The following is a 19,973-nucleotide window of genomic DNA, read 5'->3' as shown; positions in this document are numbered from 1 at the left end:
AACGGAGAACTCCCGCGCAGACCCGCGCGGGCGCACGGCGCCGACGGTCGACCGGATCCCGGTCAGAATCCCAGGCGACCGAGCAGTTTCGGGTCGCGCTGCCAGTCCTTCGCGACTTTGACGCGGATGGAGAGGAAGACCCGAGATCCGACGAGCGGCTCGATCCCGGCGCGGGCCCGGGCACCGACCTCTCGGAGCCTGGAACCGCCCTTCCCGATGATGATCGCCTTCTGGCTGTCGCGCTCCACGAACACGTTCGCGTAGATGTCGAGCAGGTCGGTCCCCTCGCGCGGGATCATGTCGTCGATGGTCACCGCGAGCGAGTGGGGCAGCTCGTCTTGGACGCCCTCGAGCGCGGCCTCGCGGATGAGCTCGGACACGCGGTCGATGACCGTCTCGTCGGTGGTGGCCTCGGTCGGGTAGAGGCGTTCCGACAGCGGCATGAGCTTCGTGACCTCGGTGACGAGGATGTCGAGCTGGTCGTCGGTCACCGCTGACAGCGGGATGACCGCGTCCCAGTCTCGGAGTTCCGAGATCGCGAGCAACTGCTCCGCGATCGTCGTCCGGCTGGCGGTGTCGGTCTTCGTGACGATCGCCACCTTCTTGGCGCGCGGGAACCCGTCGAGCGACTCGTTGATGAAGCGGTCGCCCGGGCCGAGCTTCTCGTTGGCTGGGATGCAGAACCCGATGACGTCGACGTCGGAGAGCGTGGACTGCACGAGGTCGTTCAGTCGCTGGCCGAGCAGGGTGCGCGGGCGGTGGATGCCGGGGGTGTCGACGACGATGAGCTGGCCGTGGTCGCGGTGCACGACCCCGCGGATCGCGCGACGCGTGGTCTGCGGCTTCGAACTCGTGATCGCGACCTTCTCGCCGACGAGGGCGTTGGTCAGCGTGGACTTGCCGACGTTCGGACGCCCGACGAAGGACACGAACCCCGCTCGGAAGTCGGACGGAGGGGTGGTGTCGTTCATGGGTGCTCCCGATGGTCGGTGGACGCCTGCTGGGCGTCCTGCAGCTGGTCGTCGCGCTGGGCGATGACGGTGAGGATGCGTCCCCGCCGCCCCTCGACCCGCTCGGCGGTGAGTTCGAGGCCGTTGGTCGACACCGTCGATCCGACCACGGGCAACCTTCCGAGGGCCTTCGCGAGGAGCCCGCCGACGGAGTCGACGTCGTCGTCGTCGAGTTCGAGGCCGAACAACTCCCCCAGCTCGTCGACCGGCAGGCGGGCGTCGACCCGGAACCGTCCGTCGTGCAGATCGGTGATCTCGGGGGTGTCGGTGTCGTACTCGTCGGAGATGTCGCCGACGAGTTCCTCGATGAGGTCCTCGAGGGTGACGAGACCGGAGATGCCACCGTACTCGTCGACGACCATCGCGATGTGGTTGGACTCCTTCTGCATCTGCTGCAGGAGCGAATCGGCCTTCTTGGACTCGGGTACGAAACTCGCCGGCCGCAGGAGCGGCTCGATCGAACCCACCTCGGTGACGCCGTCGCCACCGAACATCGCGCGCACCAGGTCCTTCAGGTACAGGATGCCGACCAGATCGTCGATGTCGCCGTCGCTGACGGGCGCCCGCGAGATCCCCGTCTCCAGGAACACCTCGAGCGCCTCGCGCACGCTGAGATCGCGCTGCAGACTGACGAGGTCGGTGCGCGGGATCATCACCTCGCGGACGAGCGTCTCGTTGAACTCGAAGATCGAGTGGATGAGCTCGCGGTCGTCCTCTTCGAGGACCGAGTGCGCGGCGGCCTCGTCGACCATGCTGAGCAACTGCTCCTCCGAGGTGAAGGAGACCGAACGGGGCAACCCCGGGGTCACCCGGTTGCCCAGGGAGACGAGGACGTTCGCGACCGGGCCGAGGACCACCCGTGCGGCACGGATGGCGGGGGCACTGAAACGCAGCACTCCGCTCGCGTGGGTCCGTCCGACGCCTCGCGGGCTCGCACCGACGAGCACGAAGGAGGTGCCGGTCATGATGACGACCGCGAGGACGAGGACGAGCCACAACTCGTCGATCGACGAGGCCAGTGCGAGCGTGACGAGGACGGCGGCCGTGGTCTCGGCCAGGATCCGGATGAAGTTGATCGCGTTGACGTGCGCACCCGGATCGGCCGCGATGGCGCGGAGCGCGGATCCCGAGCGGGCGCCCTCTGCGAGGTCGAGGATGTCCGCACCCGACTGGACGCCGATCGCGGCGTCGGCTGCGGCCATGAGACCCGCGAACGCGACGAGCAGGAACGCGACGATGACGAAGACGGCGACGAGGGACATCAGCGGCTGCGTCGTCTCTCCTGGAGCGCGAAGGCGAGGAGGATGTCCCGCTGGATGCCGAACATCTCCTTCTCCTCGTCGGGCTCCGCGTGGTCGTACCCGAGCAGGTGGAGCACACCGTGGCAGGTGAGGAGCTGGAGTTCGTCCATCGTCGAGTGCTTCGCGGCGGCCGCCTGCGTCTCGGCGACCTGCGGGCAGAGCACGATGTCGCCGAGCAGCCCGGGCGGCGTCGGGTTCTCCTCGGTGCCGGGACGGAGCTCGTCCATCGGGAAGCTCAGGACGTCGGTCGGTCCCGGCTCGTCCATCCACTGGACGTGCAACTGCTCCATGGCGCCCTCGTCGACCAGGACGATGGCGAGCTCGGCATCGGGGCTCACATGCATCGCGTCGAGCGCGAACGACGCCAGGGCGAGGATGCGCGATTCGTCGACGGCGACGCCGGACTCGTTGTTGATCTCGATGGTCATGAGCGTCCTCGCTTCGGCTGGTGGTCTCTGGCGGCGCCGCGACGCTCGGCGCGGTTGGCGAACTCGGCGGCCTGCTCGCGCTCGAACCGCTGCGCCTGTCGGACGGCGTCGTACTCGCCGTAGGCGTCGACGATCCGACCGACGAGGGTGTGGCGGACGACGTCCTCGCTCGTGAGCTGGGCGAAGTGGATGTCGTCGACGTCCTTGAGCACGCGGGTCACGAGTCGCAGACCGGACGCGCCGGTCGGCAGGTCGATCTGCGTGACGTCGCCGGTCACGACGATCTTGGACCCGAACCCGAGCCGGGTGAGGAACATCTTCATCTGCTCCGGCGTGGTGTTCTGCGCCTCGTCGAGGACGATGAACGAGTCGTTGAGGGTCCGGCCGCGCATGTAGGCGAGCGGGGCGACCTCGATCGTGCCGGCCGCGAGGAGCTTCGGGACGATCTCCGGGTCCATCATCTCGTTGAGCGCGTCGTAGAGCGGACGCAGGTACGGGTCGATCTTGTCCGTCAGCGTGCCCGGGAGGTACCCGAGTCGCTCGCCGGCCTCGACGGCCGGGCGCGTCAGGATGATCCGGTTGACCTCCTTGCGTTGCAGCGCCTGCACCGCCTTCGCCATCGCGAGATACGTCTTGCCGGTACCGGCCGGGCCGATGCCGAACACGATCGTGTTCTCGTCGATCGCGTCGACGTACGCCCGCTGCCCGACGGTCTTCGCCTTGATCGTCTTGCCACGCGAGGTGAGGATGACCTGCCCGAGCACCTCCGACGGGGAGGCCGAGCCGTCCTGCCCGAGCATGCGGGCGGAGGTGCTGACCTCCGCCGGCCCCGGGTCGTGTCCTTCTCGGACCATGGTGATGAGTTCCTCTACGAGTCGTCTGGCGGCGTCGGCCTGCGGCGCCGGGCCGGTGATGGTGATCTCATTGCCGCGCACGTGCACCGAGACACCGGGGTGTTCGCGCTCGACGGTCGTCAGGAGTCGGTCCTGTGGGCCGAGGAGACGGACCATGGCGAGCCCGTCCACCAGGAGGACGTGCTCGACCTCCTCCGGCCGAGCGGCGGTGGGGTGGTCTGGGTTCGAGGACTCAGGCTCCGCCAAGGGTGCCCTCCTGCAGGGAACCGCCGAGGACATGCGCGTGCACGTGGAAGACCGTCTGCCCGGCGGACTCGCCGGTGTTGAAGACGAGTCGGAACTCGCCACCGGTGTGCTCCTTCGCGAGCGACGACGCCACCTCGACCATCTCAGCGAGCAAGGAGGGGTCTCCAGCGGCCAACTCCACGACGTCGCGGTACTCGGCGGTCTTCGGGACGACGAGGAGGTGCACGGGCGCCTGTGGTGCGATGTCGGCGAACGCGATCACCCGATCGGTCTCGGCGAGGAGGGTCGTCGGGATCTCCCCCGACACGATGCGGCTGAATACCGACGGTGCTTCACTCATGTCCACCAGTCTAAGGTTCGTGGCGGCCTCGTGCGCGGGCTGGTGGATCGTCACCACCGACCGAGCAGCACGTTGAGCGCGGCGATCGCCGCAGGCCCTGCCGTCGAGGTGCGCAGGACGCCCGAGCCGATCCGGACCTCGATCGCGCCGGCCGCTTCGAGCCGCTCCCGCTCCGTCGGCGAGATGCCGCCCTCCGGACCGACGACGAGGACGAGCTCCTCGGCGAGCAGTGCCGACGGGTCGAGCTCCGAGAGCGCGAGTGCCGCGCTGGGTTCGAGGACGAGGACGGTCCGGCCGGCGACGATCGCCGCGAGTCCACGGGTGTCGACGACCTCGGCCACCTCGGGTACCCGGGCGCGGATCGACTGCTTCGACGCCTCGCGCACGATGAGCTGCCAGCGCGCACGGCCCTTGACCGCTTTGTCGCCCTGCCACCTGGAGATGCTGCGCTCGGCACCCCACGGGACGATGCGGTCGACACCCAGCTCGGTCGCCGCCTGGATGGCGAGTTCGTCGCGATCGCCCTTGGCCAGCGCCTGCACGAGGACGAGCCCGGGACGGTTCTCCGGATGCACCACGACCGATTCGACGCGGATCTCCAACTCGCCCGGCTCGCTGCGCACGACCGGTCCGGTCGCGATCAGGCCACGACCGTTGCCGATCGACGTCGTCTCGCCGACCCGCAGCCGACTCACGGCGACGGCGTGCTTCGCCTCGGGCCCACGGAGGGTCACCGAGTCGCCGACACCGGTCGATTCGAGGTCCTCGCGGAGGTACAGCGAACTCATCTCAACCGACGCCGTGGAAGCGGTCGCGGATCTTCGCGAACAGGCCCTGCTGGAACTGCGCGAGCGCCGGAGCACCCTGGCGTCGTCCCGAGGCGAAGCTCTTGATCAGCTCGCGTTCGCGGTGGTCGAGCTTCGTCGGGGTGACGACCTGGACGCCGATCTTGAGGTCACCCCGGCTGTTCCCGCGGAGGCGCGTGACCCCGCGGTCCTTGACCGTGATGACCTCCGAGCTCTGAACGCCCGGTCGCAGCTCGACCTCGACGTCGCCGTCGAGCGCGTGGACGGTGACCTGGCGGCCGAGGATGGCGTCGGTCATCGGGACTTCGAGCGTGCACAACAGGTCGTCGCCGTCGCGGCTGAAGACGTCGTGGTGCTTGACCTTCATCTCGAGGTAGAGGTCGCCGTTCGGGCCGCCTGCCGGGCCGACCTCGCCGCTCCCCGGCATCTGCAGACGCAGACCGGTGTCGACACCGGCCGGGATGTCGACCGAGACGGTGCGGCGGGCACGGAGCCGGCCCTGACCCTGGCAGGTGACGCACGGGGTCGCGATGATCGTGCCGTAGCCGCGGCAGGTGCCGCAGGGCGCCGAGGTCATGACGTTGCCGAGCAGCGAGCGGACGGCCCGCTGGATGGAGCCGGTGCCGTGACAGATGTCGCAGGTCACCGGTGAGGTGCCGGGCTGGCAGCAGGAGCCGTTGCAGGTGCTGCAGAGCACGGCGGTGTCGACCTCGAGGTCGCGGTGGGTGCCGAAGATGACCTCGTCGAGGTCGAGTTCGACGCGCAACAGGGCGTCCTCGCCGCGTGCGCGGCGGGACTTGGGTCCGCGCTGCTGGCCACCCCCGCCGAAGAAGGTGTCGAAGATGTCGCCGAAGCCGCCGAACCCGGCGTCACCTCCGCCGAACCCACCCGCCTGCGGACCGAGGTCGTACTGCTGGCGCTGCTTGGGGTCGCTCAGCACGTCGTAGGCGTGGGTGACCTCTTTGAACCGCTCTGAGGCGTCGGAACCCGGGTTCACGTCGGGGTGCAGTTCGCGAGCGAGGCGGCGGTACGCCTTCTTGATCTCTTCGGGCGTCGCCTCCTTGGCGACACCGAGTGCTGCGTAGTGGTCGGGGTAGTCAGCCACTGAGGGCCTTTCGTTCGAGGTGCGGAAGGTGTTGGAGGACGCGACGAGGATGCGTCACTCGGCGTCGAGGATGCGCGAGAGGTACCTGGCGACGGCGCGGACCGCAGCCATGTTGCTCGCGTAGTCCATTCTCGTGGGGCCGAGGACGCCGAGCCGGGCGATTTCGCCACCAGAGGAACGGTAGTTCCCGGCGAGGACGCTCGTGGTCTCGAGGCCGAACGACGCGTTCTCGCGCCCGATGCTGGCGACCACGCCGTCGCGCTCGGACTCCATCTCACCGAAGAGCCGGAGCAGCACGACCTGCTGCTCGATGGCGTCCAGGACCGGATAGATGCTGCCGGGGAAGTCGTCTTCGGTGCGGGCGAGGTTGGCGGCGCCGGCCATGACGAGGCGGTCCTGGCGCTGCGCCGAGAGCTGTTCGCGCACCGCGTCGACGATGCGGACGGCCGCCGCGCGGTCGAGATCGGCGATGTCGGCGGGGACGTCGCCGATCGCGTCGTGGGCGTCGAGGAGTGGACGGCCCGCGACCGCCTCGTTGCACAGCGAGCGGAGACGCGAGATGAGGTCATCGTCGACCGGGCTCTCCGTCTCGATGAGCCGCTGCTCGACGCGGCCGTTGTCGAGGATGATGACCGCGAGCACACGGTTCGGGGTGACGCTCACCAACTCGAGGTGCCGGACGCGCGCCCGGGAGAACATCGGGTACTGGACGAGCGCGACCTGGTTCGTCAGCTGCGAGAGCAGCCGCACCGTGCGGTGCAGGACCTCGTCGAGGTCGCCGGACGCACCGAGGAAGGTCTCGATCGCCGTCCGTTGGGCGTTGTTCAGCGGGCGGCGGTCGGCCAGGTGGTCGACGAACATCCGGTAGCCCTTGTCGGTCGGCACCCGGCCGGAGGAGGTGTGGGGGGCGGCGATGAGCTCTTCGTCCTCGAGCTGCGCCATGTCGTTGCGGATGGTGGCTGCGGAGACCCCGAAGGAGTGGCGGTCGACGATCGTCTTGGACCCGACGGGCTCTCGCGAGGCGACGTAGTCCTGCACGATGACGCGGAGCACTTCGAGACCGCGATCCGACACCATCTCGATCTCCTCCCGTCATCCACCTCGGAGCGCCGACCATCAGCACTCGAAGACCCTGACTGCCAATCATATCGTGGCCTCCGCGCAGCCGTCCCTTGCGCGGCCCCGTGCCGCGGGAATACCGTTGGCCGCAGGCGTGGGTCCCTGATGAGCGACACCTGGTGCGATACGCTCAGCTGGACCAATTGAATATCACTCTCCGTGAAAGGTGCGAAGATGTCCGATCCGAACGCTCAGCCGCCCGTCGACCCAGCGAAGGGCGGGTCGGTTCCGCCTGCAGGAGATGGCGCGACGCCCCCTCCCGCAGCTCCGCAGCAGCCGCCCGCAGGCGCCTACCCGCCCCCGCCCGCCGGTGGCTACGCGCCGCCGCCGCCCGCTGCCGGCTCCTACCCGCCGCCGCCCGCAGGCGCCCCGCAGTACCAGCAGCCGTACGCCGCCGCTCAGCCCATGAGCCCGTCGGACGAGAAGCTCTGGTCGACGCTCATCCACATCGGCGGGATCTTCTTCGGATTCATCCCCCCGCTGATCGGCTACCTGGTCCTCAAGGACCGCGGCCCGTTCATCAAGGCGCACACGCTCACCGCGCTGAACTTCCAGCTGACGATGCTGATCGCGCTCGTGGTCGGCTCGATCCTGACGATCGTCGTCGTGGGTCTGTTCATCATCATCGCCGTCTACGTCGTCGTGATCGTGTTCAGCATCATCGCCGCGATCAAGGCGAACAAGGGTGAGCTGTACAGCTACCCGCTCACGATCCAGTTCATCAAGGCCTGATCCGTCGAGTACGAGCACAGCCCCGTCCGGTCCGCCGGGCGGGGCTGTTCTGCGCCTCGGGCAGGGTCAGTCGCCGACCAGACGCCGGACGACCGCGTCGGCGAGGAGCCGTCCGCGGCGCGTGAGCTCCAGCCGTCCGAGCAGGGCCTGCCGTGCGTCGACCAGTTCCTCGGCGATGAGCCCGGCGACCGCCGTACGAGCCTCGGGGGCGAGCGTCCGGATGGGGATGCCGTCCCGCGTGCGGGTGAGCAGCAGGATGCGTTCGAGTTCCCGCGTCTCGTCGTCCAGGGTCTCCCGCCCGGCGGCCGGCGACTCCCCCGCCGCGATCCGCTGGGCGTACGCCGCCGGGTGCTTGACGTTCCACCAGCGCACCCCGCCGACGTGACTGTGCGAGCCCGGGCCGACACCCCACCAGTCCTCGCCGGTCCAGTAGGAGAGGTTGTGCCGGGAGCGGTGCGTGTCGTCCGTCGCCCAGTTGCTGACCTCGTACCAGCCGTACCCGGCTTCGGTGAGGAGATCGTCGGCGAGCTCGTACATGTCGGCCTGCAGGTCCTCGTCGGGGGTCCCCACCACGCCCGAGCGGATCTGGCGCGCGAGTTTCGTCCCGGGTTCGACGATGAGCGAATAGGCCGACACGTGGTCCGGTGCGCAGGCGATCGCCGTCTCGAGTGAGACGCGCCAGTCGGCCAGGGTCTCCCCCGGCGTCCCGTAGATGAGGTCCAGGCTGACGCCGAGGCCGGCTTCGCGAGCCCACTGCACGACGAGCGGCACCCGAGCCGGATCGTGCGTGCGCTCGAGGGTGGCGAGCACGCTCGGCACCGCGGACTGCATCCCGAAGGACACCCGGGTGAATCCGGCTTCGGCGAGCGTGCGGAGGTAGGCGGCGTCGACGGAGTCGGGGTTCGCCTCGGTCGTCACTTCGGCGCCGGGCGCGAGGTCGAAGTTGTCCGTCACGCCACGGAGCATCCGGACGAGGTCGTCAGCAGGCAGGAGGGTCGGCGTGCCGCCACCGAAGAACACGGTCGAGACCGGTCGGTCGGGGACGGTCGATGACGCCAGGACGGACTTGCCGAAGCGGAGTTCCGCGACCGCCTCGTCGGCGTAGTCCGATTGCTTCGCGCCGCGGAGCTCGGTCGCCGTGTAGGTGTTGAAGTCGCAGTAGCCGCATCGGACCCGGCAGAACGGGACGTGCAGGTAGACCCCGAAGTTGCGCTCGTGGGCACCGACGGCCGCCGTCTCCGGGAGGAGTCCGTCGGACGGGGCCGGATCGGCGAGTGGAAGGGCGCTCGGCACGGTCCGTCGCTCAGACGCCGCGCGACGGCAGGAGTGCGCGGAGGTAGGCGTCGTTCATGGTCTTGCGGCGACGCTTGGAGCCGACGAGCTTCGCGGCACCCTTCGTCGGGCGGAAGAACGAGCGCACGACGATCCAGACGGAGTCGTCCTCGCGCTGCTCGATCGTGAAGGACTGCTCACCGCTCTCCGGATCGCCCTCCATCGTGCCGATGGCCAGGCTCACGTGACCCGGCTCCTCGGTGACGGAGATGACGCGATGCGGTCCGACGAGCGGTTCCCCGCCGACGGTGCCGGCGAAGACGACCGTCGTGCCCGGCGTGATGAACGGCGTGCCGTCCTCGGCGAAGCGCTGCTCTTGGTGCGTCTCGATGGGTTCCAGCGGCGTACCGTCCTCGGCGAAGGCGATGCCGCCGTACTGCACGCCCGTGCCGGGGTGCACCTCGGAGATCTCCACGCCGCTCGAACGGTGCAGTCCCCAGGTGAGGAGGGCGCTGCTCGCGAGGGCGAACCGCTCCTCTCCGCTCCCGAGGCGGAACTCGTCCTCCGACGGCACGTAGCCCTCCGGCGGGTACTGCATGAGGTCGGTCCGCTGGGTGGCGCCGACGGCCGCGTAGTCGACCGCTTCGTCCTCGAACGAACTGCGTCGTGCGTTCACTTCTTGTCCTTCGTCTCCACGTCCCCGGACAGCGCTGCGATGAACGCCTCCTGAGGCACCTCGACCTTGCCGACCATCTTCATCCGCTTCTTGCCCTCCTTCTGCTTCTCGAGGAGCTTGCGCTTGCGGGTGATGTCACCGCCGTAGCACTTGGCCAGGACGTCCTTGCGCATGGCACGGACCGACTCGCGGGCGATGATCCGCGCACCGATGGCGGCCTGGATCGGCACCTCGAACTGCTGGCGCGGGATGAGCTTCTTCAGGCGCTCGGTCATGAGCACACCGTAGGCGTACGCCTTCTCGCGGTGGACGATGGCGCTGAACGCGTCGACCTGGTCGCCCTGCAGGAGGATGTCGACCTTCACGAGGTCGGCTGCCTGCTGGCCGGAGGGCTCGTAGTCGAGCGACGCGTACCCCTGCGTGCGGCTCTTCAGGTGGTCGAAGAAGTCGAAGACGATCTCACCGAGCGGCATCGTGTACCGCAGCTCGACGCGGTCCTCGCCGAGGTACTCCATGCCGAGCAGCGCACCTCGACGGCTCTGGCAGAGTTCCATGATGGTGCCGACGTAGTCCTTGGGGGCGAGGATGCCCACCTTGACCATCGGCTCGGACACCTCGAGGATCTTGCCGGAGGGGAACTCGCTCGGGTTGGTGACGGTGACGACCTGCTTGTCCTCCGTCTTCACCTCGTAGGTGACCGACGGCGCTGTGGCGATGAGGTCGAGGTCGAACTCGCGCTGCAACCGCTCGGTCACGATCTCGAGGTGCAGGAGGCCGAGGAAGCCGACGCGGAACCCGAAGCCGAGGGCGACGGAGGTCTCCGGCTCGTAGTTGAGCGAGGCGTCGGAGAGCTTCAGCTTGTCGAGCGCGTCGCGGAGGATCGGGTAGTCGCTGCCGTCGATCGGGTACAGACCGGAGAAGACCATCGGCTTCGGGTCGGTGTAGCCCGGGAGGGCGTCGGTCGCCGGCTTCACCGCGGTCGTGACGGTGTCGCCGACCTTCGACTGCCGGACGTCCTTCACGCCCGTGATGAGGTAGCCCACCTCACCGACGCCGAGGCCCTTGGTGGGCGTCGGTTCCGGCGAGCTGACACCGATCTCGAGGAGGTCGTGCACCGCGCGCGTGGACATCATCTGGATACGCTCGCGCGGACTCAGCTGGCCGTCGATCATGCGGACGTAGGTGACGACGCCACGGTAGGTGTCGTAGACGGAGTCGAAGATCATGGCGCGCGTGGGTGCGTCCGGGTCGCCCACGGGGTTCGGGATGCGTCCGACGACGCGGTCGAGGAGGTCCTCGACACCCATGCCGGTCTTGCCGGACACCCGCAGGACGTCTTCGGGCTCGCCGCCGATGAGGCTCGCGAGCTCCTTCGCGTACTTGTCGGGGTCGGCCGCCGGGAGGTCGATCTTGTTGAGCACCGGGATGATCTCGAGGTCGTTCTCGAGAGCGAGGTAGAGGTTCGCGAGCGTCTGCGCCTCGATACCCTGAGCGGCGTCGACGAGGAGGATCGCGCCCTCGCACGCGGCGAGCGACCGCGAGACCTCGTAGGTGAAGTCGACGTGCCCGGGGGTGTCGATCATGTTGAGCGCGAAGGTCTCGCCGTTGAGCGACCACGGCATGCGCACGGCCTGGCTCTTGATGGTGATGCCGCGCTCGCGCTCGATGTCCATGCGGTCGAGGTACTGCGCCCGCATGTCGCGGTCCGAGACGACGCCGGTGATCTGCAACATGCGGTCCGCCAGGGTCGACTTGCCGTGGTCGATGTGGGCGATGATGCAGAAGTTCCGGATGAACGCCGGGTCGGTCGATGCCGGCTCGAGGGCCTTCACTGCTTGGGGGCTCACGCGTTCCTCGGGGTCAGGGGTGGAATCGGGCAACCCTCATTGTCCCACGGCGGGGAGCACCCGCGCTGCGGTACCCTGGATTGCCAGAACTCAGCCCGACTGGTAATGTTGCCTGTTGGCTTGCGTGTGAGTTGAGACCACACGAGAACTCGCTTGAAGACGCCCTCTTCCGTCCGACGGCACCGAACATCATTTCCTCGAACCGAAAGTTGACCCAACGTGGCAAACATCAAGTCGCAGATCAAGCGCATCGGCACCAATAAGAAGGCCAACGAGCGCAACAAGGCCGTCAAGAGCCAGCTGAAGACCGCCATCCGCGCAACCCGTGAGGCCGTCGTCGCCGGCGACAAGGCTCAGGCCGAGTCCGCTCTCAAGCTCGCCTCGAAGAAGCTCGACAAGGCCGTGAGCAAGGGCGTCATCCACGAGAACCAGGCAGCGAACCGCAAGTCGGCCATCGCCAAGCAGGTCAACGCGCTCTAAGCGACACCAGCTGCAAGGCCCCGGCGTTCCTCGGAACGTGCGGGGCCTTTCGCGTCCCCCGGGCACGCCGGTCCCTGAGCGCACAACCGGTCCCTGAACGCGCACTGGTCCTTGAGCGCACACGGGTCCCTGAGCTTGTCGAAGGGCCGCCCGCCACCACGGCCAGCTCGACGTTCTACCGCCTCGACGGGTTACCGCTCTGAGAGATCGACCCCGCGTGCCGCGATGACGCCGACGAGCCGCTCGAGCGCGAACACCGGGTCGCGGCTCGCGCCCTTCACGCCGGCGTCGGTCTCTGCGAGCATCTGCACCACGCGGCCGATGCCGGCGTCCGTCCAACCGGACAGGTCCCGACGGGCGCGGTCGACCTGCCACGGCGCGAGACCGAACTGCTGGGCGATCTGCCCGGACCCGCCGCGTGCCGAGGACACCTTGGCCATCGTGCGGATCTTCATCGCGAACGCGGCGACGATCGGCACGGGGTCGGCACCGGAGTCGAGCGCCTGCCGCAGGGCGAGCAGCGCCTCCCCGTGACGCCCGGCGATCGCGGCATCGGCGACGTCGAACGCGCTCGTCTCGAGTCGACCGCCGTAGTACTTGTTGACCGTCTGCTCGGTGATCTCCTCGGACGCGTCGGCCATGAGCTGACTGCACGCGGCTGCGAGCTCGGCGAGGTCGTCGGAGAAGGCTCCGACGAGTGCCCGGAGCGCCTGGGGCGTGATCCGCCGACCGGCCGTCTTGAACTCAGCCGCGGCGAAGTCGGCCTTGTCGCTGTCCCGTTTGAGTTCCGTGCAGACGATCTCGACACCGCCACCGGTGCCTGAGCGGATGGCGTCGAGCAGCTTCTTGCCGCGCACGCCTCCGTTGTGCCGCAGCACGAGGTAGGCGCCCTCCGGCGGTGCTTCGAGATACCGGATGGCTTCGGTGAGGAACTGGTCGGAGCACTTCTCGACCTGGCTGACGCGGACGAGCCGGGGCTCACCGAAGAGAGACGGGCTTGCCACCGTGAGCAGCTCGCCCGGGGCGTAACTGTCGGCGGCGACGTCGTTGACCTCGAGCGAGGGGTCTTCGGAGACGAGGAAGTCGCGCAGCCGGCGGATCGCCCGGTCGGCCAGGAAGGACTCCGTGCCGGACACCAACACGATCGGCGCCGGGCGGATCTCGGACCAGCCGAGTTGCGGGATCGCCGCCGAGGCCTTGGCCGCCGTCTTCGCCTTCCCGCGACCGGCGGAACGTGGTGCAGCCACAGCGGCTCCTCTCGACCGTCCGAGTCTACCGGCGACCGCCGACGCCAGGCGGGGCGGTCGGCGGCTCACCCGCCGCGCTCCGACCACACGCGGAACCCGCCACCGTCGCCCGGGCCGAGGACGATGGTCCCCGACTCGTCCGTGCGGAGGACCTCGGCACCGGTGGCCTCGTAGAGCTCGAGCGCTGAGCGCGTCGGATGCCCGTAGCCGTTGTCGGCCCCGACGGAGACGAGCGCCACCGTCGCGCCCACCCGGCGCGCCAGGCGGTCGCTCTGATCGGCCGAACCGTGATGCGACACCTTGACGATGTCGACCGCGTCCCCGAGCGTGTGCCGACCGAGTAGCCGGTCCTGTGCCTCCTCACCGAGGTCGCCGAGCAGCAGCACCGATGCGTCGAGGAGATCGAACCGGACCACCACGCTCGCATCGTTCCCCGGTTCGACGCTGCCTGCCGCGGGGTCCGGCCACAGGACGCGCCATGGCGCCGCGCTCTCCGGATCCCCCAGCACCCCCTGGTCTCCGGCGCCGGCCTGTCGCACCTCGGCACCGGCCGCTCGGAGCACTCGAGCGATGCGCTCGTCCTCCGGGTCGTCGACCGGCCCGAGCAGCACCTCGTCGACCCTGCCGACGACCGCGTCGAGGCCTCCGACGTGGTCGAGGTCGTAGTGGGTGAGGACGAGCAGCTCGATGCGTGAGACCCCGAGCGCGTCCAAACACGCGCGGAGCGGTTCTGGGTCGGGCCCGACGTCGACGAGCGCGGTGGCGGTGCCCTGTCGCAGGAGGACCGCGTCGCCCTGACCGACGTCGCAGGCGGCGACGATCCAGTCGCCCGGCCGGTGCAGGGCCGGGCCGAGTCCGTCCCCGACCGCCCGACCGCACAGTGCCACGAGCGACACGACCACCGCCACCCCGATCGTCCTCGACCACCGCGGAGGCAGATCCCGACGGAACAGCAGGAGCGTGGCGATCAGGGCCGTCGGCACGGTGACGAGCACGACGCCCAGCGGCCCCTCCGGCCACGGCACCCGCGCAGCAGGGACGCCCTCGAACCACCGGGCCACCGCGGCGATCCAGGTCGCGGGCACCCACCCGAGCCACGCGACGAGCAGTGCGAGTGGTGGTGCGAACGGGACCAGCACGCAGGCGAGCAGTCCGAGCATGGTCGCGGGCGCGGCGGCCGGGCCCGCGAGCAGATTCGCCGGGACACCGCCGAGCTGGATCGCGGGGTCGAGGAGGACGAGCATCGGCTGGCAGGCGAGCTGGGCGGCCGCCGGGATCGCGATGAGGGCCGCGATCCCCCGGGGCAGCCACCTACCGAGCAGGTCCGTGAGGGGTCCGCTCAGGAGCAGGAGACCGCTGGTGGCGAGCACCGAGAGTCCGAAACCGTACTGCCCGGCCAGCCAGGGGTCGGCGACGAGGAGCACGACCACCGCCAACGACAGCGCGGCGAGGCCACGGATCGGCCGCCCGAAGCCGCCCATCACCAGGACGAAGGCAGCCATGAGTGCTGCCCGCTGCACGCTCGGTTGGGGCGTCACGAGGACCACGAAGGCGGCGAGGCACAGTAGGGCACAGGCGATCCTGAGCTTCCGCCCACCGCCGAGTACCGCGACCGCGGTGCTGACGAGCCACACGATGACCGCACAGTTCGCGCCGGACACGGCCGTCAGATGCGAGAGCGAACTGCGCTGCATCGACTCCGTGACCGCGTCGCTCACCTGGCTCACATCGCCGATCGCGAGGCCGGGCAGCAGCTCCCCACCCGGGCCGGGCAAGGTGGACGCGACCCCGACCAGGCCGGAACGCAGTGACGCCGACCAGTCGAGGATCGCCGGTGGCTCCCCCAGCAGCTCGGGTTGTTTCCGTGCGAACAGCAGCGCTGCCCGCGCATCACCCGGTGCATTCCATCGGAGGGGGCCATCGACGCGCCAGCGCTCACCGATCCTCGGCGCCCGATCCGCCGGCACCGGTGCGAAGACGAGGACCGGGACCGAGAGGCCCTCCGGTGCTCCCCCGTCGTCCGAGACCGTCACCAGGTCGGCCGCGAACCGAACCGTGGGTGCAGCCGTGACCGAACCGGTGGGCACGGCGTCGCCGGTCACCACGACCTCGGCGGTGACGGGCGTGCTCCCGAGCGCTTGCAGCGCCTCCGGCTGCCGATCAGGCGCGCGTGCGGCGATCGATGCGGCGACCATGCCGAACAGCGCCGCAGCACACGCGCAGAGCAAGAGTGTCGTGATGACGACAGACCCTGTCCGGCGCTCGCCCGGGCGATACTCTGCACGGCGACGCCGGACGACCGTGCTGCACCCGAGGCAGGCGGAGGCGACGACGAACGCGACCAGTACCCCACCCCAGGCCAGCGTCGGAGCCGCGCTGCAGACGGCCGCACCGACCCAGGTGACCGCCGCCGGGATGAGGAGGCGTGGGAACCGCATCGCGCGCTCACCTCGCCCGGACGTCGGTCCGGCGGCCGCGTCCGCGGTCACACCGTCGCCGCCGCGCGAAGCCCCTCGAGGGTCTTCGCGCCGATGCCTTCGACCGCGCTCAGGTCGTCGAGGGTGGCGAACGGCCCGTTCGCCTCCCGCCAGGCGACGATGCGTGCAGCCAGGGCCTCCCCGATCCGCGGCAGTGCGGTGAGTTCGGCCGCGGATGCCGTGTTCACGTTGACGAGCTGCGAGCCGGACGGGCTCCCGGCAGCCGACCCGCTCGCGCCTCCGCCAGGTGGCACCTCGCCGACCACGGGGACATAGAGCTGCTCGCCGTCGTTCACGAACCGTGCGAGGTTCACGGCACTGGTGTCCGCTTCCGGTAGGAGGCCGCCGGCGGACGCCACCGCATCGAACGCACGTGATCCGTCCGGCAGCCGATAGACACCAGGGGCCGCGACCGCTCCGAGTACATGGATGAACAGCTCTCCCGCCGCCGAGCCGGCGGGCGTGGTCGATCCCGGTGTGGCGGCGGGCACGGCGCTCGCGTCAGCCGACAGCTCCACCCCACCGATCGTCCTGACCGCCCCGCCTGAGGTGAACAGCGAGACGAGGATGGCGACCACGAGCGCCGCGATCACCAGCACGACGACCGCCCCGGCGCGGAACTCCGGGCGCGGTAGCTCACCGAGCACACGGCGCGTGGACGAACGCCTGGACGGCACCGGGTGGGACGTGGGTTCCGGTTCGATGGTCATCCTCGAACGCTACGAGCCCGGACGCCCCGCACCACACGCTCGCCGTCGCCATGGGCACCGACCGCACCGCGACGACCCCTGTGGAGCGCGTTCGCCTGGGATGCAGAATGCAGTCAGCTCACCGAGCGCCTCGGTGTTGACTGGTCGTCTTCCGACCGGGGGGTCAGGCCACTCTGGCTGGCTCAGCCCCCTCTCGCGTCGAAGACTGCCCGAACCAGATCCACAGCGGGCGAGCGGTCACGACGATGAGCACCGCGAACAGGCTCTGATTGATGACGCCGAACCACGAGAGTCCGCCGAGCAGCACGAAGACGGTCCAGTTCACGGCGATGTCGGCGACGATCACCGCGATACCGAGCACGATGCCGGAGCGCCGTCGAAGGACGATCAACACAGCGGTGATGGGGTCCAAGACCGTGAGTGTCACCCAGAACAGCCGGACGCCGGGCGGGAAGCCGCCGTAGACGTCCAACCCGCCGAGGATCAGATCCGCGGTGTGCGTCGTCGTCCCGACGAGGAAGCCGACCACCCACAGGATCTGGAACACGCGGAGCGTTCGTACGGCTGGGGCGGGAGCGATCACCCGGTCATGCTACCGAGGAAGCAGGGCAGACTGCCGCCGGATGGGACAAGCGGATCGGACTCGAGGGTGGCGCCCAGCGCTCCGAGCGTGTTCGGGACGGGCCACAGGGCCCGCCCCGAACCGCATCAACCCTTCGTCGCGATGCTCACCACACGCGGGGCACGCACCACGACGTTGACGATCTCGCGGTCGCCCACGGAACGCTGCACTGCCGCACTCGCGCGTGCGAGCTGCTCGAGCTCCTCGCCGGAGATCTTCGGCGACACCTCGAGCCGTTCGCGGACCTTGCCGTCGACCTGGACCACCGCGGTCACCTGGTCCTCGACCAACAGCGACCGGTCGGCCTTCCGCCACGGCACCAGCGAGACGGACGGCTGGTAGCCGAGCTTGGCCCACATGTCCTCGGCGGTGAACGGTGCGAAGAGGTCGAGCGCCATGGCCGTGACCTCGGCGGACTCGCGCACGGCGGGGTCGCCCGCGCCGGGCCCGGCGTCGATCGCCTTCCGCGTCGCGTTGACGAGCTCCATGAGCCGTGCCACGACGACGTTGAACTTGCCCGCCTCGATGAGCCCTGGAGCCTCCGCGAGGAAGTGATGCGTGACCTTCCGCAGCTTCTCGTCGCCGTCCTTCCAGGCGACGTCGGGCGAGCTGGTGACGTCGTGCGCGACCCGCCAGGCGCGTGCCAGGAACTTGGCCGAACCGGCCGGCGAGACGTCCGCCCAGTCGATGTCGTCCTCCGGAGGACCGGCGAACGCCATCGTGACGCGCAGGGCGTCGGCGCCGTACGACCTCAGCTCCTGAGCGAACTCCACCAGGTTGCCCTTGCTCTTGCTCATCTTCGAACCGTCGAGGATGACCATGCCCTGGTTGAGGAGCGCGCTGAAGGGCTCGGTGAAGCCGACCTTGCCGAGGTCGAACAGGACCTTCGTGATGAACCGCGAGTAGAGCAGGTGCAGGATCGCGTGCTCGACACCACCGACGTACTGGTCGACCGGGGCCCACTTGTCGGCCTCCTTCGGGTCGAACGCGATCTCGTCGGAGGTCGGGTTCAGGAACCGGAGGAAGTACCACGAGCTGTCGACGAAGGTGTCCATCGTGTCGGAGTCGCGCTTCGCAGGCTTCCCGCACGAGGGGCAGTCCACGTTGATCCAGTCCTCTGCCGCCGCGAGCGGGCTCATGCCCTTCGGACGCAGGTCGAGACCCGCGGCGTCCGGCAGCCGCACGGGGAGCTGGTCCTCGGGGACCGGCACCTCGCCACAGGCGTCGCAGTGGATGATCGGGATCGGCGTGCCCCAGTAGCGCTGTCGGGAGATGAGCCAGTCGCGGAGGCGGTAGTTCTTCGTCTTCGCGCCGAGGCCGCTCGATGCGAGCGCCGCAGTGACCTTCGGGATCGCGTTCGCCTTGCTCAGGCCGTCGAACGGGCCGGAGTTCGTCAGGCGACCGTCGCCCGTCAGCGCGACACCCGTCTTGGCGGGATCGATCGACGGGAGGTCCTCCGGCAGCTCACCGTCGACGATGATCGGGATGGCACCGGTGACGGGCTGGGTGGTGTCCACCACGACACGCACGGGCAGGTCGAACGCCCGCGCGAAGTCGAGGTCGCGCTGGTCGTGCGCGGGAACCGCCATGATCGCCCCGTGACCGTAGTCGGCCAGGACGTAGTCGGCCGCCCAGATCGGCAGACGCTCGCCACTCAGCGGGTTGATCGCGTAGCGCTCGAGGAACACGCCGGTCTTCTGGCGGTCGGTCGCGAGCCGTGCGATCTCGCTCTCGCCCTTGACGCTGTCGAGGTAGGCCTGGAAGCGCCCCTTGACCTCGTCGGAGGTGTCGGCGACGAGCTCGGCTGCGAGCTCGGAGTCGGGCGCCACGACCATGAACGTCACGCCGTACAGCGTGTCGGGGCGGGTCGTGTACACGGAGACCGGCTCGGCACGACCCTCGATGGAGAACGAGACGTCCGCACCGTTGGATCGACCGATCCAGTTCCGCTGCATGCTGAGCACCTTGGCCGGCCAGGTGCCCTCGAGCTGGTTGAGGTCGTCGATCAGGCGGTCCGCGTAGTCGGTGATGCGGAAGTACCACTGGGTGAGCTTCTTCTTCGTCACCTCGGCGCCGCAGCGCTCGCAGTGTCCGTCGACGACCTGCTCGTTCGCGAGCACGGTCTGGTCGTTCGGGCACCAGTTGACGGGGCTCGCCTTGCGGTACGCGAGGCCCTTCTCGAACAGCTGGAGGAACAGCCACTGGTTCCACCGGTAGTACTCGGGGTCGCTCGTGTGGAGCTCGCGGTCCCAGTCGAACGAGGGGCCGTACTGACGGAAGCTGGCCTTCTGCTGCGCGATGTTCGCGTAGGTCCACTCGCGCGGGTCGACACCGCGCTGGATGGCCGCGTTCTCGGCGGGGAGACCGAACGAGTCCCAGCCGATCGGGTGCAGGACGTTGAAGCCCTGGTGACGCCAGTACCGCGCGACGATGTCGCCGAAACCGAACGCCTCGGCGTGACCCATGTGCAGGTCGCCCGAGGGATACGGGAACATGTCGAGCACGTACTTGCGCGGACGTTTGTCGGCAGGATCTCCTGCTGCGAAGGGCTTCAGCTCGTCCCAGACGGGAAGCCACTTCTCCTGGATCGCCTGGAAGTCGTACCGCTCGCCGTCTCGGCGGTCGTCGGTGTTGCGCTCGTCTGACACGTCACTCTCAATCACTGCAGGTGCTGGGGGTGGAATCCCGTGGGTTGCTCGCA

The 19,973-nt window shown here is 69.2% G+C and carries 18 protein-coding genes; 2 read left to right on the top strand and 16 right to left on the bottom strand.

Going from position 1 to position 19,973, the window contains the following annotated elements:
- Positions 1-62 precede the first annotated feature (62 nt).
- From era to hrcA, 8 genes are all read right to left on the bottom strand, one after another.
- On the bottom strand, positions 63-971 hold the full coding sequence (era, locus tag RWN05_RS04410) for a GTPase Era (protein ID WP_064293633.1): 909 nt from the start codon (positions 969-971) through the stop codon (positions 63-65).
- A complete protein-coding gene (locus RWN05_RS04405; RefSeq protein WP_064293632.1) occupies positions 968-2,272 on the bottom strand; it encodes a hemolysin family protein in 1,305 nt (434 codons plus the stop codon). The genes era and RWN05_RS04405 overlap by 4 nt, the downstream gene beginning before the upstream one ends.
- Positions 2,272-2,739, bottom strand: coding sequence for an rRNA maturation RNase YbeY (gene ybeY, locus RWN05_RS04400; RefSeq protein WP_314138697.1), 468 nt, complete (start codon positions 2,737-2,739; stop codon positions 2,272-2,274). Before ybeY ends, RWN05_RS04405 begins: the two co-directional genes overlap by 1 nt.
- The gene (locus tag RWN05_RS04395) at positions 2,736-3,749 is read right to left on the bottom strand and encodes a PhoH family protein (RefSeq protein ID WP_228501858.1); all 1,014 of its coding nucleotides are present in this window, start codon (positions 3,747-3,749) and stop codon (positions 2,736-2,738) included. Before RWN05_RS04395 ends, ybeY begins: the two co-directional genes overlap by 4 nt.
- A gap of 76 nt (positions 3,750-3,825) precedes the next feature.
- Positions 3,826-4,179, bottom strand: a complete 354-nt coding sequence (locus RWN05_RS04390) for an HIT domain-containing protein (RefSeq protein ID WP_064293856.1) — start codon at positions 4,177-4,179, stop codon at positions 3,826-3,828.
- A gap of 50 nt (positions 4,180-4,229) precedes the next feature.
- Positions 4,230-4,967, bottom strand: coding sequence for a 16S rRNA (uracil(1498)-N(3))-methyltransferase (locus tag RWN05_RS04385; RefSeq protein WP_064293630.1), 738 nt, complete (start codon positions 4,965-4,967; stop codon positions 4,230-4,232).
- 1 nt (position 4,968) lies between these two features.
- A complete protein-coding gene (gene dnaJ, locus RWN05_RS04380; protein ID WP_064293629.1) occupies positions 4,969-6,090 on the bottom strand; it encodes a molecular chaperone DnaJ in 1,122 nt (373 codons plus the stop codon).
- 54 nt (positions 6,091-6,144) lie between these two features.
- Positions 6,145-7,167, bottom strand: coding sequence for a heat-inducible transcriptional repressor HrcA (hrcA, locus tag RWN05_RS04375; protein WP_064293628.1), 1,023 nt, complete (start codon positions 7,165-7,167; stop codon positions 6,145-6,147).
- 216 nt (positions 7,168-7,383) lie between these two features.
- On the opposite strand from hrcA, the gene RWN05_RS04370 reads away from it, so the two are divergent.
- A complete protein-coding gene (locus RWN05_RS04370) occupies positions 7,384-7,941 on the top strand; it encodes a DUF4870 domain-containing protein (RefSeq protein ID WP_234993956.1) in 558 nt (185 codons plus the stop codon).
- A 66-nt stretch (positions 7,942-8,007) separates the two neighbouring features.
- Here RWN05_RS04370 and hemW read toward each other — a convergent pair whose 3' ends face one another.
- The 3 genes from hemW to lepA are packed head-to-tail and all read right to left on the bottom strand — an operon-like array spanning position 8,008 to position 11,736.
- Positions 8,008-9,234 carry a radical SAM family heme chaperone HemW gene (hemW, locus tag RWN05_RS04365; RefSeq protein ID WP_064295568.1) on the bottom strand — a complete coding sequence of 409 codons (1,227 nt, stop codon included), beginning with the start codon at positions 9,232-9,234 and terminating at the stop codon, positions 8,008-8,010.
- Positions 9,235-9,244: 10 nt separating this feature from the next.
- A complete protein-coding gene (locus RWN05_RS04360; RefSeq protein WP_229938518.1) occupies positions 9,245-9,889 on the bottom strand; it encodes a DUF1990 family protein in 645 nt (214 codons plus the stop codon).
- The gene (lepA, locus tag RWN05_RS04355) at positions 9,886-11,736 is read right to left on the bottom strand and encodes a translation elongation factor 4 (RefSeq protein WP_064295570.1); all 1,851 of its coding nucleotides are present in this window, start codon (positions 11,734-11,736) and stop codon (positions 9,886-9,888) included. Before lepA ends, RWN05_RS04360 begins: the two co-directional genes overlap by 4 nt.
- Before the next feature lie 219 nt (positions 11,737-11,955).
- Here lepA and rpsT point away from each other — a divergent pair, with 219 nt between their 5' ends.
- A complete protein-coding gene (gene rpsT / locus RWN05_RS04350) occupies positions 11,956-12,216 on the top strand; it encodes a 30S ribosomal protein S20 (RefSeq protein ID WP_064295571.1) in 261 nt (86 codons plus the stop codon).
- A gap of 191 nt (positions 12,217-12,407) precedes the next feature.
- On the opposite strand, the gene holA is transcribed toward rpsT, so the two are convergent.
- The 5 genes from holA to leuS form a co-directional block, all read right to left on the bottom strand.
- A complete protein-coding gene (gene holA, locus RWN05_RS04345; RefSeq protein ID WP_071260815.1) occupies positions 12,408-13,463 on the bottom strand; it encodes a DNA polymerase III subunit delta in 1,056 nt (351 codons plus the stop codon).
- A gap of 65 nt (positions 13,464-13,528) precedes the next feature.
- Positions 13,529-15,901, bottom strand: a complete 2,373-nt coding sequence (locus tag RWN05_RS04340) for a ComEC/Rec2 family competence protein (protein WP_153303424.1) — start codon at positions 15,899-15,901, stop codon at positions 13,529-13,531.
- Positions 15,902-15,948: 47 nt separating this feature from the next.
- Positions 15,949-16,650, bottom strand: a complete 702-nt coding sequence (locus tag RWN05_RS04335) for a helix-hairpin-helix domain-containing protein (RefSeq protein WP_079002343.1) — start codon at positions 16,648-16,650, stop codon at positions 15,949-15,951.
- A 163-nt stretch (positions 16,651-16,813) separates the two neighbouring features.
- A complete protein-coding gene (locus RWN05_RS04330) occupies positions 16,814-17,233 on the bottom strand; it encodes a hypothetical protein (RefSeq protein WP_314138688.1) in 420 nt (139 codons plus the stop codon).
- A gap of 125 nt (positions 17,234-17,358) precedes the next feature.
- Positions 17,359-19,920 (bottom strand): leucine--tRNA ligase, encoded by a 2,562-nt coding sequence (leuS, locus tag RWN05_RS04325; RefSeq protein WP_064295574.1) that lies wholly within the window; start codon positions 19,918-19,920, stop codon positions 17,359-17,361.
- Positions 19,921-19,973 lie beyond the last annotated feature (53 nt).

It is taken from the genome of uncultured Plantibacter sp. (genome assembly GCF_963518075.1).
Taxonomy (GTDB): Bacteria; Actinomycetota; Actinomycetes; order Actinomycetales; family Microbacteriaceae; genus Plantibacter; species Plantibacter flavus_A.
The sequence above is the reverse complement of the archived record's forward strand: the minus strand, read 5'-3'. Positions and strand labels throughout refer to the sequence as shown.